We start from the raw sequence: 16,044 nt of genomic DNA, 5'->3' as shown, positions 1-16,044 counted from the left end.
TTCCTGGCGGTTTATCGGGTGGCGGGGACCGGCAGCAGATGGCGGGTGCGGGTGTCGATTTCGGTGGCGGTGGCCTGGAACAAGGGGTAGCTGTCTTCGTCGGTGTTGCCGGTCGCCGCCGGGTCGGCGATGCTCCAGTGGATCGCAGCTGTGCTGTTCCCGAAGTCGGGGCAGATTTCTCGGGCCTTGTCGCACAGGGTGATCACCGCGTCGAACCGGCGCTCGCCGAGGGGGGCGAGGTGGCGAGGGGACTGGTCGGAGATGTCTCTCCCGTACTCCCGCCGCAGGACCCGCACCGTTTTGGGGTGCATAGCGGGTTTCGGGCGGCTACCGGCACTGAGGACTTCGACGTGTCCACCGCAGTGGCGCCGCAACAGGGCCTGCGCGATCGCTGAGCGCGCGCTGTTGCCGGTGCACACGAACAGCACTGCCAGCGGTCCTGTAGGTTCGAATGCCGTTGGCGCGCAGCGAAGTCGAAGCGCAGGATGCAGCGCCGCGCCCGCGCCGATCAGTATGTCGGCGCAGTGGTCGAGATTCAGGTGGTAGTAGCTGTCGCGCCCGTCGTAGCTGCTGCGCGTGCTGGTCACCAGCCCGCCGTCGCGGAGCAATCGCAGGTGATAGGAGACCAGGTTCTGCGGTTCACCGACCTGTGTCACCAGTTCCCGGACCCGGTAGTCACCGCGGGACAGTTCGTTGCGGTATCCGTCCTCGGGCGGGACATATGTGTACGCACGTGAGCGGCTGGGGGAGTTCTGGGGGTACCTGGCGGGATGGTGTTTCGTGGTCGGCAAGACCACCTCGTGCGCGGCGATGGCGCTGACGGTCGGTGTGTACGCCTTGCCCGAGCACGCGCACGCTGTCGCTGTCGCGGCGGTCGTCGCATTGACGGCGGTGAACTATCGGGGCGTGCAGAAGTCCTCGCTGACCACCCGTGTGGTCGTCGCGATCGTGCTCGCGGTGCTCGCAGCGGTGGTGGTCGCGGCGCTGAGTGCCGGATCCCCCGATGTCGCACGGCTGGAATTCGGTTCCGGCATAAGCATGTTCGGGGTATTGCAGAGCGCGGGTCTGCTGTTCTTCGCCTTCGCCGGTTACGCGCGGATCGCGACGCTCGGTGAGGAGGTTCGTGACCCGGCGCGCGCGATTCCCCGCGCGATTCCACTCGCCCTCGCCCTCGGTATCGCTGTGCTCGTGTACGTGGCTGTCGTGGTCGCCGCGCTGATGGTGTTGGGGCCACAGGATCTGTCGCGAGCGAGCGCGCCCTTGTCGCAGGTGGTGCGGTCGGCCGGGGCCTCCTGATCTACTACGCGATCGCGAACGTCTGCGCGTGGACACTGCCCGCGACCGAGGGACGACCGATGCGGGTGATCCCGGCGGTCGGGTTGATCGGATGCTCGGCCCTTGCCTTCACACCGCCGTCCTCGTCGGCGCTTGCGGGCGCGCTGGTCGTCTTCATCGGTGCTGTGATCTACGCCGTTCGCCGCGGGAGCGCTCCGAGAGGCAGCGCCGGGCATCGCCGAGTCGGGCTCCCTCACAACCCGGATGGATAGGTCTCGGGTATCGTGCCGTCGATCCATTGGCGGGTCGGTTCCAACGGCGTGATCGCGGTGGTCACGTCGAGGTGAATGAGTGCGTCGAACTGGTCTGCTGGTCTGGCGTGGTAGTAGTGGCTCTGGCGTTCGGTACCGGGGTGGTAGATCACCCCGATGGCTCGCTGCAGCCGCGGTTGTCGCAGGATATCGATCGCGTCGCCAGGAAGGTCCATGCGGAGCACGAATTCCGTCATGCCGGTGTCGTGCATCAACTCTTCCATGCTCGACCCGAGTGCCGGCCGTACGCCCTCGCGTTTGGCGGGACCGCCCCATTCCTCGGCGGCCGTGACCGAGCCGGCGTAGGTGCTGAATCCGATGCAACGGCAAGCGGCACCGTATTTCTGACGGACCAACTGGCCGAGCGTCAGCTGGTCTTCCGCGCCCATCTCGGTCGCGCGGGCGTCGCCCACGTGCGAGTTGTGCGCCCACACCACGATCCGCGCCTTTCGGTCGCCCGGCTCGTCGGGCTGTAGGTGTTCGACCAGCGCGTCCAGCGTCTCGGCCATATGCCGGTCTCGTAGATTCCACGACGAGACGCGGTCGCCGAACATCGCGCGGTAATACGTCTCCGCGTCATGAACGGTCCACGCATTGCGGAGTGCGTCGAATCGGTCGTCGGCGTCGGCGGGGTCCGAATCCTCCCGCGCCAGGAGATCGTCTCGTAGTTCGACGAGCTGCTCGATCGCCTGCGTCTCGCAGGATCTTCCCGCTCCGAAAGCGGCCGCGAATCCATACGCTTGTCCGTCGTCGCCCGAGATATGGTCGAAACAGCCGTATCGGTCGCGCGCCCGCAGCGCCGCGCGGGGATCCACGCGGTCGAGGTAGTCGATCACCTGCTGCATGGATCGGTGCATGCTGTACAGGTCGAGGCCGTAGAACCCGGTGCGCGGGAGATCACGTGATCGCTGTTCACGGTTGTGATCGTGTAGCCAGGCGATGAAATCGCGGACCACCGTATTGCGCCACATCCAGGAGGGGAAGCGCTCGAATCCGCGCAGAGCCTCCTCGGCGGTGGTGTCCGGCCCGTGCCCGCGTACGTAGCGGTTCGCTCGGTAAGCGTCCGGCCAGTCGGCCTCGGCGGCGACCGCGGTGAAACCCTTGTTCTCGATCAGCCAGCGGGTGATCGCCGCCCGCGCGGCATAGAATTCCTCTGTGCCATGCGAGCTTTCGCCGATCAACACGATCTGTGCGTCGCCGATCAGTTCCTCGAGGACATGCGTGGGTGGCACGCCGCCCGGTGCCTCGACGGCGGCCGCGGCGATGGTCGCCGCGATATCGATGGGTGGCACAGCTGTTCCCGTGGTCCGCGTGCTCAGCAGCACCCGGACCTGTTCGTCGGTGACCTGGGTGAAGTCCCAGAACGACGCACCGACCGACCCGAACGGCGAAGGCATTGTCGCGCAGACCACTTCATCGACGCCTGCCCCCAGCTCACGGCAGGTCGACTCGGGCGCGGCCGGGACCGCCACGATGATTCGCTTGGGTTGGTCCGCCCGTATCGCGTCGACCGCGGCGAACATGCTCGCACCCGTGGCCAATCCGTCGTCCACCAGGATCACCGTCCGCCCCGCCATCTCGAGCGGGCCGCGGTCGCCACGGTAGGCCGCTTCGCGGCGATACAACTCGTCGGTCTCCGTGCGGGCGATCCGGCGGACCTCCTCTGCGGTGATATGCAATCCGCGGATCATGTCGTCGTTGAGCACGATTCTGCCGCCCATCGCCAGCGCGCCGATGGCGAATTCCGGATGGCTCGGGGCGCCGAGCTTGCGCACGATCAGCGTATCCAGAGGTGCGTCGAGCGCCGCGGCGACTTCCCAGGCGACCGGGACACCGCCACGGGCCAGGCCGAGCACGAGCACGTCCGGGTCGTCGCGATAGTGTTCGAGCAACCCGGCGAGGACCCGCCCCGCCTCGTGCCTGTCACGGAAGATCGCCCGGGGAGTATCGGATTCCACGTGAACCTGATTCATCGTTTTCCCTAAGTTGCCGAGTGGACCGAGTCGTGTTCTTACAGCTCGCCGACCGCGGACCCGTTCCGTTCGCTCCCACGTACGGGCAGGCCCAGCGTGCTGCGGTGACAGGCCAGCGCCACGTCGGTTGCGGTGACCACTCCGGTGAGTCGTCCTTGCTGATCGACGGCGGCGATGATGTCGATGTGAGGCCGCAGTACCACCCGGGCTGCGACATCGCTGAGTGATCGGTCCTCGGGGACCTTGGCGGCGGCGGGCAGCGGTCGGGCTACCGCGTGTACCGATGTCTGCTCACGGGAGTGAACCGGCAGGGCGGTGAGATCCGACCAGGACAACACAGCGACCGGCTGCCCGGCCGCGTCCACCACCGGGAACACCCGATGGTCGGTGCGCATCTCAGGGGAGCGCAGTAGTTCCGCGACCGACCAGGACATCGGGATCGCCACCGGGTGGGATGTCATCACGTCGCGAATCACGATGTCGCCCAATTGGTGTCGTAGCCCTGCGGTGGTGAGCTCTGCGTTGGCCGCCGAGTAGAGGAACCAGCCGAGGAGCATGAGCCAGATGCCGCCGGGATTGCCGACCAGGATCAATTCCGCTGCGCCGAGCGCCAGCAGGAAGAGCCCGAGGATCCGGCCGCTGCGGGCAGCGATGGTGGCCGCGCGCAGCCGGTCACCGGTTGAGCGCCATACGAGGGCGCGCAACACCCGGCCGCCGTCCAGAGGCGCGCCGGGCAGCAGATTGAACACAGCCAGTAGGAGATTCATCGTGGCGAGCCACATCAGGGTGTGCAGGACGGCTTCCCCCGCCGCGTCCCCGAGGATACCGGCGACGGAGAAGAAGCCGATGGCGAGCAGCAAGCTGGTCAATGGACCGGCCAGTGCGATGCGCAGATCAGACCGTGCGTCCTTCGGTTCGTCGGCGAGTTCGGAGACTCCACCCAGCAGCCACAGCACCACGCCGTCCACCTGTATGTCCGCGCGCCGGGCGAGCACCGAGTGAGCGATCTCGTGCAGGAGCAGCGATACGAGTAGACCGACCGCGCCCATGGCCGCGATCAGCCAGACGTTCACGGACCCGCCGAAGGCGCTGACCAGGGACTGGCCGAGCAACAGAATGAACAGGGCGAGTGTGACCAACGCCGACCAGTGCGCGCCGACGCGGATGCCCGCGATCCGGCCGAATGAGACAGTTTCTCGCAGCATCACGACTCCGCGCCGTCTGCGCCGACCAAGCCCTCCGCGAGTAGTAGGCGATGTGCCTGCTGCGCGGCGGAAGCCATTCGGTCGTTCTCGATTTCATCGATCGGCAGGCGCTCGGCGCCGCGCGCGAGTAGCGCTACCGCGGCGCCCAGAACCTTCACCCGGTCTTCGAGGTGAACGAGCCGATCGGCGTCGGCCCGCCCGTTGCCTTCGGAGGTAGTGGTCGGTTCGAACCGCTGCACCTCCTCACTGTCGAGATCGCCGGACAGGACACGGAACAGCGGCATCGGCATGACCGCGGACACCTTGTTCAGCTGTCCGGGCGAGAACAAGTCGTTCAGCGCTCTGGTGACCGCGCCCGCGATCTCGGGTACATCGTCGGGCTCGAGACCTGCCTCGTCGGCGAACTGTCCGACGAACGCGCCGACGTCGTGGTGCACCGGGACACGGCCGGGCACCCATCCCTCGTAGTACATGCCTCGCAGTACTTCGGGCAGTTGCGCGGCCAAGTGCGCCGAGCTGTTGACGCCGATCCGGTCGCGTACCGCGTGCAACCAGGATCGCAGTACCCGATAGGCGAAAACTCTGTCGTCGGTGCCGATACTCTGCGCGACCGTGCGCACCCACGCGTGCGCTGTCTGAAGTGCGGTGGCGAACGGATCGTCCTGATGCGTCATGTTTTCCTCCTGGGCTCATCCGGCGTGACGAGCGCCGTAGCTCGAGCCTGCGCCGTCATGATCGACATCCACAGGGTCCAAGGTTGGTGCCGCCGGGGCATTGGTCCTGGGTTTGCATCGGGTTCGGCTCGGGTGCCGGCGAATTCCGCTGACTGGCTGCCGTGCTGTACGTGCTCGGAGAGTCGGTGACGTGGCTCGGTAATTGCCTTCGCCGTACGAACGGGTTCCGGGCCGATCATCGAGATCCGCCCGGATGACCCGGCTATTCCGCGGACGTGATCGTCACATGCTTCGGCTCTGACGCCTCGGCGGCGGCGATCGGAACGGCGATCGTGAGAATTCCCTTTTCGTAGGTGGCGGCGATGTCGTCTTCGTTCGCGCCTTCGGGCAGGGCCACCGAGCGGGTGAACGAGCCGTAGGTGAACTCGGTGCGTCCCTTCGTCTCTTGCCGCTCGCTGCGTTCCGCCTTGATCGTCAGCAGTCCGTCCCGGACGGTCACGCTGACGTCCTTGTCCGGGTCCAGGCCGGGAAGTTCAGCGCGAACGAGATATTTGTCGTCGGTGGTCTCGTCTTCGACGCGGATCAGACGGCCTTCGACGAACGGGCGGATGTTCTCCACGGCGGGGAATCCGGTGAGCCAGTCGGTCAGATCGGGCAACAGGGAGTGGTGACGGTGTGCGGGGAGCAGGCTCATGATGGCCTCCATATGGTGGGGAAGATGACGATCTCGATTCGACCAGGGATGAGCAGATCGCAGTAGAGACCGCCGACCTACCGGCAAAGGTCTTTGGTCGTCGTCGTGGAGGGCCGATCCGCCGCCGATCGATGGCGATCGCCGAGTGTCGGCCGGTCGCCGAAAGCGAGGTCGGTCGACCCGTCGATCAGAGGACCTTCGTCTCTGCCGCGCCATCACTCGAACGCGGGATGCTCGTCGACAGATTCGACGCGATCCGCGTCGAGATGACAGCACCATCGGAAGAGGTGATCGGGGTGGCCGCCTACCCGTCGCTGCCTGTGCGGCTCTGGCGAACCGCGCCGTGGCAGGCCAACTCGCTGATGCGTATGTCGGACCGGACTCAGTGGGTGATCGGCCTGTTCGCCGTCGCGATGGTCCTCATCGCGGTCCCGCTCGCGGGTGCGGTGGGCACCATGCAATACGCGGCGTCCGCGGACCGCATCCATGTCGAGAATGCCCGGAAGACACCGGTGAAGGCGATGGTCACAGCCGAGCCCGAGCGGACGCTACCGGCGACTTACCGCTACGGGGCCGACGATGTCCAGTTCGAGGCCGAGGTGCAATGGAGCCGGAGCGGGCATACCGCGACCGCGACCGCTGATGTTCCCGGCGGAACTCGTCGCGGTGACGACGTCACGATCTGGCTGGGGGCGGATGGCGAGCCGACCACCGCGCCCGCGGGAGCGGACGATGCCGCAGGCGACGGGGTCGGGGTGGGCTTGGCGGTGCTGATGGCGTTCTGGAGCGGTGCACTGGTCCTGGTCTGGGGCACGGGGCGACTATTCGACGCGCACCGGGCTGCGTGCTGGGCACGGGACTGGGATCGATTCGGTCGGCAGAAGAAGTACCTGCCGTGACTTGTCCGGCATCCACGCTCGACCTGGAGATGACGTACCCGGCCCCCTAGTCGCCGCACCGAGACCGGACGACGAAGTCCGGGTCCGGCGCGGCTCGTGCCTATAGCTCGCCGTGTGCCGCCGGATATCTGGTCGCAGGGCGTGCGGTGTCGATCCGGGCGGTGATGACGTCGGTCCATGCCCCGATGGCGGGCCAATCGCGTTGATCGCCGAAGCGAGCGCCGAGCAACCGGACCACAACTCGGGTTCCGAGCCCGTCGGGGCGCGCGAAGACACCGGCGAACTGCTGGAATCCACAGGGGTGGAGTTGGTTTCGAACCTGCGTGATGGCAGGGGGTGTGACGTGTTTCAGTGGATAGCCGAGAGGTCCACGCAGTCCGGGGGCCATGCCCACGCTGAACAGCCATGTCGGACGCCGGCGCAGTGTCGGGCCGTGCTGACGAATGTAGGCACTGAATTCGGGCAGGAGCGCTCGGTTGTGCACCGCGCTGCCCAGTACCGCGGCTTCGTAGTGGGCGGGATCGGGATCGTCGGCGACCGAGGCGACTCGTACCTGTAAGCCGCTGTCGCGCATTCGGTTTCCGATGAATTCGGCGATCTCCGCGGTGGAACCTGCGGCAGAGGCATGGACGACGAGCACCGTGTGTCGGGTGTGGTCGTCGGGTTCGGTGGTCATGGTGTAACCATCCGCGCGAACGGTCCGCGCCGACAGGGTCCTTCGGTACGTGACGAATCGACTTTCGTCGCCTCGCACCCGCGACGAGCGTTCCGGCGGAGCTCGGAGGGGGCTCCTCACCTCATGTCGGCGGGTTGCTCGTCGAACGGACCGGTGGACACGCCGAGGATCACATCGCTCAGGTCGCGGGGGAACACCGCGCATGTCTGTTCGAGCAGACCCGATGACAACAGTTCACGCAATGCGTCCGACACCAGCCAGATCAGGCCGGCGGCTTCGTCCGGGTTCACCCCGGCCTCCCGGGAGAATTGGTCGACGAACGCCGACAGCTCCGGGGGGACGGGCACATCGGTAGGAACCCAGCCTTCGAAGAAGATGCCGCGCAGCAGTTCGGGTAGCTGCGCGCTCAGGTGGAGGGCGCAGTTGATATCGAGCCGATCGCGCATGGCGTGTAGCCATGCGCGCAGCACGCGGTAGGCGAAGGCGCGGTCGTCTGTCGCCAGGTCGTCGGTGATGCGGCGCAGCCAGACGCGCGCGGTGTGTTCGGCGCGAGCGAAAGGATCGTTCGTCGGTGACATGCTCGCCGCCGCCTATTCGGGATGGGCGACGAGTACCGGGCAGGACGCTTGCTGGACGAGGGCATTGCTGGTCGAGCCGAGAATCATGCCGAGAAAGCCACCGCGACCGCGGCTGCCGACCACGACGAGCTGTGCGGTCTCCGACCAAGCGAGCAGGTGTTTGCGCGCCTCGGCGAGATAGACCTTGCGGGTGACAGTGACGTCGGGATACTTCTCCTGCCATCCCGCGAGCTGCTCGGACAGCATCTCGTGGGCGAGTTCGTCCATCTCACGAGTCGGAAGGGTCGTCGGAAGGCTTTCGGACAACCCGGCGATGGCCGCGGCCGAGATATCGTTGGCGGCGTGCACCGCGACGAGAGGCGCGTCGCGCAGGGATGCTTCGGCGAAGGCGGTAGCCGCCGCGGCTGTGCTGGCAGGGCTGCCGTCGATGCCGACGACGACCGGTCCGGTCCGGCGGGTCTGCTGCTCGGTGCCGGTGTCGCGGACGACAACGACCGACCCTCTTGCGTGCGCGGTCACGGCGAGCAGCGTCGAGCCCAGATGCGTGACCGGTCGACGGGTCCCGGCGCCGAGCACCATGAGATGCGCGGATTCGGACGCGTCGATGAGTATCTTCGCTGGATGGCCGTCCGACAGTGCGGTCTCGACGATCAACTCCGAGTCGATCTCGCGTGCGAGTCGGTGCGCGGTGGCGAGGCGACGTTCGCCTTGTTCGCGCAGCGCTTCGGTCACAGCGGGCACCATGAGGTCGTACATGCCGAGAACCGCCTGGGCCGCGGCGAGATCGAGTCCGTGCACGATGCGCAGTCGGCGTCGACGCCGCGAAGCGGTTTCCGCGGCCCAGCGTACGGCCAGGTCGGAGGGCTCGGAGCCGTCGATGCCGACGACCACGTCGGCCGAGACCAGTCGGTGTGGATCGTCAGCGGACTGGGCAGACATGGGCGGCGTCCCTTCGTGGCCCGGAAGTTCGGTCATTCGTAGGCTACGAATCGAGCCCGTGTACAGCGCCTGTCATTGGTCCCGAACCCAGGTGCCCAAGGACCATTTCTCGTGGCAAGACCTCAGCGGTGATCGGCTATGCGAGCGGCTTCGGCGCACGCCAGTCGACTCGCCCAGATCCGGGCTCTCTCGACTTCTCCGGTCGTGAGCGGCCCGGTGGTCGACTCGACGAGAAATGTCCGAGGAGAGTGTTGTCGCGACCCTACGGTTGCACGATGCTCGTCGTAGCCTCCGGCAGCCCCAGTGATTCCGCGATACGTGCGGACCAGCTGCGGATCGCGCGCCAGTCACGTAAATCGCCGTAGCGCCCGCCGCCCATCAGCAGGTGCAGTGTCCGGGCGGGTTGCGAGACACGGTCTCGGTCGTACCGACCGGCGAAGGCTCGATATTCGTGGGGGGCGACCGAGTCGCGCAACGCCGCGATCTTCTTCGGCACCCTCCGTGCGAAGACCCGTCCGACCGGTCCTCGCAGCGCCGGGCCGAGGCCGACACTGAACAGCCACAGATCGGTGGCTGCGAGTGCCGTGTGGTTGGTGTGGAGATACGTGGTCGCGGCGGGCAAGAGGGCCATGTCGTGTACCGCGCTCCCCAGGACGACCGTGTCGAACCGGGACAGTTCCGGCGCGTGTTCGATATCGCTGAGTTCGACCTGCGCGCCGCGCCCGGCGAGGTCGTCGGCGATGAATTCGGCGATATCACGTGTCGAGCCCTGTGCTGTCGCGTACATGACCGCTATACGGTGGATTCGGGATTCCATACGGTACAGCCTGTCGCAGGACAATGGTCGGGGATCAGAGCCCTGATACCCGTAGTAGTGGGACCTTGGGCCCCGTGTCGACAACCTTCGGAAGGACCTACCGCGTCGTTGTCAGTGGCGTGCCGGAACTCGAGCGGTGACCACAGCCGGTGTCGACGAGCACGATCGCGGGTTGCGGTCATATGGTGTGACGGCGTTGCAGACCCTTGAACGAGAAGAAGCCGGCGATGGCGGGAAGCCAGAATGTCGCGAGCCGATAGGCCAGAACACCGGCGACCGCCGCTGAGCTGGGCACCCCGCCCACCATCAAACCCGCGACGAGTGCGGCTTCCACGACGCCGAGGCCCGCCGGTGTCGGGCTCGCGGCGCCCAAAGCGGATCCGCCGAGGAATACCGCGGCGACCAGTGCGGCCGAGGGGCGGCCGCCGAACGCGTGCACCGCGAAGCCGAGGGCCGCGATATAGGCGACGTTCGCACTGATCTGTCCGCCGAGCAGCAGCATCGCCTGGCGCGGCCTGCGCAGGATGTCCAGCATCGAACGGGAGGCGTTGCGCACCTCCGCGAACCAGGCCGGGCGGCGCAGGAGGATACCGACGGCGATTCCGAGCGCCGTCATCACGGCGACGAATGCGATCAGCAGGACCCAGCCGCTGGGCAGCGCGGATACCAGCAACAGTCGCGACTGGCCCAGCCAGAGCCCCACACCCGCCAATTCGACCAGATGCAGGATCGCGCCCGAGGTGATGGTGAGGGCGATCGCCGCCACCGCCGTGGCCCGAGACACCCCGGATCGTTCCAGGTAGCGCTCGTTGACCGCCGTGCCGCCGATGCCATAGGGCGCGAGGCGATTGGCGAACGACGTTGCCAGTTGGACATTCATCGTGCGCCCGAAGGCCAGGGGGCGTGGGCTGGCGCCCATCAGCGTCAGCGCGGCCGCGGCGTAGGTGGCCACGGCCATCGCCAACGCGCCGGCGAGCCATTGCCATTGCGCGTCGTCTAGAGTGGCGACGGTCTGGCCGAGTTGGCCGATCTGTGGCAGCAGTATGTAGGTGGCGAAGACCGTCGCCGCGATCCATCCGAGTGTGCGCCATCGGAATCGCAGCATGACTGCGGGCTCTGCGGGTTCGCTGCCGGTCGCGTCGGCCAGGGCGGCGCGCAATCGCGGCAGCAGATCACGCCGCTGCCGGACAGCGCTGCGAGTCGCTGTGGCCAACGCCAAGGGTTGTAGCAGAGGCGCGGCACCGGTCAGCGCGTCGGGACCGAGTATTTGCCGCGCGGTGGAGACGGCGCGTCGCACGTCGACCTTCAGGCTCATCGACACCAGTAGTTCGGCGATATCGGCGTCGAGTCGGTGCTGGGAGGCGCTGGCTTCGCCGAAGCCGAAATCGATGATCCACGGCGTGCCGTCGTCATCGATCAGGATGTTGGCCAGCCGCAGGTCGCGGTGAGCGATCCTGGCCGCGTGCAGCAGTGCCACCTGGCGCCAGACATCGCACAGCAGTTCGTCGGAGACGGCTTCATCGACCGTCCGCGCGAGGTTTCGGCCGGGAATATGTGCCTCGGCGAGCCAGGCGTCCCCGCTCGCCGCGGTGCCGACCGAGACGATATCCGGTGTGCGCACGCCCGCACGTTGGGCCAGCAGCGCGATGAATGCCTCGTGCTCGGCCTCCTGCTTCGGTGTGACAAAGGGAGATTCGTCCTCGACCTCGCGAAATACGAGGTGGCGGAAGAGCTTGAAAAGTACATCGGAGTTGCGCTCGTGGTATCCGATGACCTTGACGAAGATCTCGGTACGTCGGCCGCCGGTTTCGGTGGTGACGTAAAACGGCCGGGATCCTCGCGCGTCTTCCAGTACCGGCGTCGCCCGCGAGGGTGACATTCCCGCGGCCGCGAGCGCCTTCAGCAGAGCGGGCGCCTCGGTGCGCCGCACCGGTGCGCCCCAGAGCAGATGCAGCACGGCGGCCACCGTCCATCCGAGCGCGGCGCCGCCGAAGACATCGAGCACGAGGTGAGCGCCGACGAAAACGCGCGACAGCGCCACGACCGCCGCTCCCGCCCAGGCCACACGGCGCCACGGCCGTGGCAGCCAGGGACCGGCCGCCGCTGCCATCGCGGCCGCGACCGCGGCATGACCGGAGACGAAACCGAGTCCGCCCTGGTGGGTTCGCAGCACCATGTCGTGGATCAGCATGTCGGGACGTGCCCGCCCGATCAGGTCCTTGACCTGGATGGCGAGCACATAGGCGAGGGTTCCCGCTGCCGCTATATCGCGTGCCATCCGCCAGCGCCGAGTGGCCAGGGCGGCCGCCGCCGCCACGCCGACCGCGCCGATGCTGCCGAGCTGCATGATCACATACAGCACCGGCATGATCCACGACGGAAGGTCGTTGATCAGGCGGAAAAGGTCGACCTCCAGCCTCGGAACTTCGGTGTTGCGCGCGATGAGCGCGGAAATCACCAGCACTGTCACACCGATGACGACCCGGACCGCGTCACCCGGATGTCGCTGCATGATCGGTCGGGGCCGTGTGTACTCGGGTGGTGCGCTCGCGCGGTCTGTCGAATTCGGCAGTGCTACTTCGGTTGTCATCGCCCCTCATCTCGTGCGTCGATGCGAACTGTCGCAAAGCCTCGCGGCGCCGAACCAGGGGAGTTGGGCTCGGAAGGCAGGGCCGATCGGCCCTGCCTTCACCGAATCCGTTCTCGCGGTGACTGTTCTCGTGGTGACCGCGAGACACCGACCAGAAGGTTGAGCAGTGCTCCTATCGCCAACCCCGCTGCCGCCCCGCCGATCACGTCGGCCGGTGAGTGCGCGCCCAGATACACTCGGGCCGCCGTCGCGACCGCGGCGAATCCGAACAGCCCGCCGAGTGCGCGTCCACTCAGGTAGGGACTCAACAGTGTGACCATCCCGAACAGGATCACCGCGTGGCCGGACGGGAAAGCCGAGCCGACCGTAGGCACGTCACGCAAGATCGCGCCGGGAATCCGAGCGCCCGGCCGTTGCTGGTACACCAGCTGTTTGAGGATCCCGCGCTCGACGATGAGTTTCGCCGGAACCAACAGCACCGAGCCGAGCGCCAGTCGAAATCGTCGCGTCGCCGCCGCGACCGCGGCCACGGCTATCGGCACGCCGAGCACGCCGAGCAATTGCGCCACCCACAGGGGCCTGTGTAGTCGTTCGGGCAGCGAGTTGAGTAAATCGAACAACAAACGATCCACGCGGTCGAACGCATCCCGGTCGATCGCCCATGCGGTGAGCGCCACGAGGGCCGTGCCGTAGATCGCGAGCCAAAGATCGATGCCGCGCCGCCGCACGCGGTGAGAAGTCATAGCGGGCACGGTCTCGCGATCGCGACCGCGGCGACAGGGGCGAATGGTGCCGACGGCGGGACCTTCGCCCCTGTCGCCGGTATGTTCTCCGGCTCACGATTGTGCGATGGAGACCGACCTCGCGATTTCGATCGCCGGCCTGACGAAGTCGTTCGGCCGGGCCAAGGCCCTCGATGGACTTGATCTGACTGTGCGCACCGGCGAAGTGCACGGCTTTCTGGGGCCCAACGGCTCGGGCAAGACGACGACGATCCGGATACTGCTCGGCCTGCTGCGCGCCGACGCGGGGCAGGTACGCCTGCTCGGTGGAGATCCGTGGCTCGACGCCGTGGCGTTGCACGCTCGCCTGGCCTACGTGCCCGGGGAGGTGACACTGTGGCCGGGAATCACCGGCGGCGAGATCATCGACCTGTTGGGCAAGCTGCGCGGCGGCATCGATCGGCGCAGGCGGGCCGAATTGCTGGAGCGCTTCGACCTCGACCCGCACAAGAAAGCGCGCGCGTACTCCAAGGGCAACAGGCAGAAGGTCGCGCTCGTCGCGGCCCTGGCGTCCGAAGCCGAGCTGCTGCTGTTCGACGAACCGACCGTCGGACTCGATCCGCTCAAGGAATCGGAGTTCCAGACCTGCGTTCGGGAACTGACCGAACAGGGCCGGACCGTGCTGCTGTCGAGCCATATTCTCGCCGAGGTCGAGGCGCTGTGTGATCGGGTGAGCATCATCCGCGGCGGCCGCACCGTGGAGAGCGGCACCCTCACCGAACTGCGCCATCTGACCCGAACGGCGGTGACGGTCGAAACAGAAAGCCCCGCAATCAGTTTGGGATCGATGGTGGGGCTGCACGATCTCGTGGAGAACGGGACACGGGCCAGATTCGATGTCGACGCTTCGCAACTGGACACGGTGCTGCGAGTGTTGACCGAGGCCGGTGTGCGCAGCCTCACCTGTACGCCGCCGACGCTGGAGGACATCTTCCTTCGTCACTACGGTGCACAATCCGCGTCGGTGATGTCGTGAGTACCCGGACGCGCGATTCGCGGCGCGATGCCCTGGCGAGCGCCACAGGTTCGGGCGAACTGCTGCGCTTCTCGCTGCGGCGCGAACGCTTCGCACTGCCCGCCTGGTTGCTCGGGGTCGGACTGCTGTTGGCGATGCAGTCGGTGAGCAGCCAGCGCTTCTACGACACCCCTGCCGAGCTCGCGAACCTGCGGGAGATGATGGGCGCGAACGCGACCGCCGTCGCCCTGGGGGGTCCGATCCGGCTGCTGGACACGATCGGCGGCGAAATCCTGTTCGAGATTTTCGCCTACCTGGCGATCGTCGTCGCACTCATGAATATGTTCCTGGTCGGCAGACATACCCGTTCGGACGAAGAGGCCGGGCGGGATGAACTGATCCGGTCCGCGAGAGTGGGGCGGCGAGCACCCGCCCTCGCTGCTCTCGCGTTGGCCGCGGTCGCCGACCTCGCTGTAGTCGCGGTCGTCTTCGGGGTCGCGGTGGCGACAGGACTACCCGCCGGTGGTTCGTTGCTGTTCGCGGTGGTCATCGCCGGGGTCGGGCTGACATTCGCGTCGATCACCACGCTCGCGGTGCAGGTGTTCGAGAATCCGCGCAGCGTATACGGCTGTGTCACGCTGCTGCTGGCCGCCGCCTATGTGCTGCGGGCGATCGGAGATGTCGGTAACGGCGCGCTGTCGTGGGCCTCGCCGCTGGGATGGGGGCAGCGTGCCTATCCCTATGTGGTCGATCGCTGGTGGCCGGTCTTCTTGTTCATCCTCGCGAGCCTGGTCCTGCTCGCCGTCGCCTTCGCGCTGCTCGATCGGCGCGACTTCGGGGCAGGTCTGCTGTCCTACGGCACCGGCCCGGCCGAGGCGTCGTGGGCCCTCGGCTCACCACTGGGGTTGGCTTGGCGATTGCAGCGGGGGTCGTGGATCGGTTGGAGTGTCGGAGTATTCGGACTCGGCGCCGCCTACGGATCATTCGCCGACAGCATCGCCGACTATCTCGCCGACAACCCCGAGATCGCCGCGTTTCTTCCGGGCGGCGCCGCCGACGCGGTCGATTCCTATCTGGCACTGTCGGTTTCGATGACCGCGCTGCTGGCGGCGGCGTACGGCATCACCGCCGTGCTGCGCGCACGTGGGGAGGAGACCGGCGGATACAGCGAGTCGATTCTCGCGGCGCCCGTCGCTCGGACGAGATGGTTGGCAAGCCATGCCACCATCGCGCTTGTCGGCGGAGCCGCGGTCGCGGCGATGGGTGGCCTCGGTATCGGGTTGACACACGCTCTGACAGTGGGGGATTGGGCTCAGGTGCCGCGCATGATCGGGGTCGCGGCGGTGTACTGGCCCGCGGTGTGGTCGATCGCCGCTGTCGCGGTACTCGGATTCGGCTGGATCCCTCGCGCCGCGGCGGCATCAGCGTGGACATATTTCGCCTATTGCGTGGTGGCTCTGCTGTTCGCGGACTCGTTCGACCTGCCGGGGTGGTTCGCCGTGGCATCGCCATTCGAGCACACTCCGCAGGTTCCGCTCGACAATGTCACCGCGACGGCGATGGTCGGAATCGGTGGTGCCACAGCAGTCGCTCTGCTCGCGGGCTTCGTCGGCTTCGGTCGCCGCGACACCGGCTACTGACGTGCGAGCCGCCGAGTCGTTCCGCGCGGAAAGGAG

General features: G+C 67.1%; 14 protein-coding genes and 1 pseudogene. 4 read left to right on the top strand and 11 right to left on the bottom strand.

Features of this window, described 5'->3' with window-relative positions; translation table 11 throughout:
- Positions 1 to 11: 11 nt before the first annotated feature.
- Positions 12 to 791: an ArsR family transcriptional regulator gene (locus OG225_RS18285; RefSeq protein ID WP_405182771.1), complete on the bottom strand. Its 780-nt coding sequence runs from the start codon at positions 789 to 791 to the stop codon at positions 12 to 14.
- On the opposite strand from OG225_RS18285, the pseudogene OG225_RS18280 reads away from it, so the two are divergent.
- Positions 700 to 1,547: pseudogene (locus OG225_RS18280) on the top strand (APC family permease); the annotation flags it as partial. The gene OG225_RS18285 and the pseudogene OG225_RS18280 overlap by 92 nt on opposite strands.
- Here OG225_RS18280 and OG225_RS18275 read toward each other — a convergent pair.
- The 4 genes from OG225_RS18275 to OG225_RS18260 all read right to left on the bottom strand — a co-directional run bounded on the left by OG225_RS18275 (position 1,529) and on the right by OG225_RS18260 (position 6,132).
- Positions 1,529 to 3,559, bottom strand: a complete 2,031-nt coding sequence (locus OG225_RS18275) for an erythromycin esterase family protein (RefSeq protein ID WP_405182770.1) — start codon at positions 3,557 to 3,559, stop codon at positions 1,529 to 1,531. The pseudogene OG225_RS18280 and the gene OG225_RS18275 sit on opposite strands and share 19 nt — an antisense overlap.
- A 38-nt stretch (positions 3,560 to 3,597) precedes the next feature.
- Complete coding sequence (locus tag OG225_RS18270; protein ID WP_405182769.1) at positions 3,598 to 4,764, bottom strand: site-2 protease family protein; 1,167 nt, start codon at positions 4,762 to 4,764, stop codon at positions 3,598 to 3,600.
- Positions 4,764 to 5,438, bottom strand: a complete 675-nt coding sequence (locus OG225_RS18265) for a DUF2267 domain-containing protein (protein ID WP_405182768.1) — start codon at positions 5,436 to 5,438, stop codon at positions 4,764 to 4,766. The genes OG225_RS18270 and OG225_RS18265 overlap by 1 nt, the downstream gene beginning before the upstream one ends.
- A 262-nt stretch (positions 5,439 to 5,700) precedes the next feature.
- Entirely contained in the window at positions 5,701 to 6,132 is a 432-nt protein-coding gene (locus tag OG225_RS18260; protein WP_405182767.1) for an Hsp20/alpha crystallin family protein, read from the bottom strand.
- A 266-nt stretch (positions 6,133 to 6,398) separates the two neighbouring features.
- Between OG225_RS18260 and OG225_RS18255 the strand changes: the two genes are divergently transcribed.
- Entirely contained in the window at positions 6,399 to 7,031 is a 633-nt protein-coding gene (locus OG225_RS18255) for a hypothetical protein (protein ID WP_405182766.1), read from the top strand.
- A 100-nt stretch (positions 7,032 to 7,131) separates the two neighbouring features.
- Here OG225_RS18255 and OG225_RS18250 read toward each other — a convergent pair whose 3' ends face one another.
- The 6 genes from OG225_RS18250 to OG225_RS18225 form a co-directional block, all read right to left on the bottom strand.
- Positions 7,132 to 7,707, bottom strand: a complete 576-nt coding sequence (locus OG225_RS18250) for a flavodoxin domain-containing protein (protein ID WP_405182765.1) — start codon at positions 7,705 to 7,707, stop codon at positions 7,132 to 7,134.
- 116 nt (positions 7,708 to 7,823) lie between these two features.
- Positions 7,824 to 8,285, bottom strand: coding sequence for a DUF2267 domain-containing protein (locus OG225_RS18245; RefSeq protein ID WP_405182764.1), 462 nt, complete (start codon positions 8,283 to 8,285; stop codon positions 7,824 to 7,826).
- 12 nt (positions 8,286 to 8,297) lie between these two features.
- On the bottom strand, positions 8,298 to 9,224 hold the full coding sequence (locus tag OG225_RS18240; RefSeq protein WP_405182763.1) for a universal stress protein: 927 nt from the start codon (positions 9,222 to 9,224) through the stop codon (positions 8,298 to 8,300).
- A 262-nt stretch (positions 9,225 to 9,486) separates the two neighbouring features.
- On the bottom strand, positions 9,487 to 10,041 hold the full coding sequence (locus OG225_RS18235) for a flavodoxin domain-containing protein (RefSeq protein ID WP_405182762.1): 555 nt from the start codon (positions 10,039 to 10,041) through the stop codon (positions 9,487 to 9,489).
- A 178-nt stretch (positions 10,042 to 10,219) separates the two neighbouring features.
- The gene (locus OG225_RS18230) at positions 10,220 to 12,631 is read right to left on the bottom strand and encodes a flippase-like domain-containing protein (RefSeq protein WP_405182761.1); all 2,412 of its coding nucleotides are present in this window, start codon (positions 12,629 to 12,631) and stop codon (positions 10,220 to 10,222) included.
- A 98-nt stretch (positions 12,632 to 12,729) separates the two neighbouring features.
- Positions 12,730 to 13,374, bottom strand: a complete 645-nt coding sequence (locus tag OG225_RS18225; RefSeq protein ID WP_405182760.1) for a phosphatase PAP2 family protein — start codon at positions 13,372 to 13,374, stop codon at positions 12,730 to 12,732.
- Positions 13,375 to 13,480: 106 nt separating this feature from the next.
- Between OG225_RS18225 and OG225_RS18220 the strand changes: the two genes are divergently transcribed.
- A complete protein-coding gene (locus OG225_RS18220; RefSeq protein WP_405182759.1) occupies positions 13,481 to 14,389 on the top strand; it encodes an ATP-binding cassette domain-containing protein in 909 nt (302 codons plus the stop codon).
- Entirely contained in the window at positions 14,386 to 16,008 is a 1,623-nt protein-coding gene (locus OG225_RS18215; protein WP_405182758.1) for an ABC transporter permease, read from the top strand. The genes OG225_RS18220 and OG225_RS18215 overlap by 4 nt, the downstream gene beginning before the upstream one ends.
- The last annotated feature ends 36 nt before the right edge of the window (positions 16,009 to 16,044 follow it).

The sequence above is a fragment of the Nocardia sp. NBC_01377 genome (genome assembly GCF_045040005.1).
Classification (GTDB): Bacteria; Actinomycetota; Actinomycetes; order Mycobacteriales; family Mycobacteriaceae; genus Nocardia; species Nocardia noduli.
This window is presented reverse-complemented; position numbering and strand designations above follow the sequence as displayed.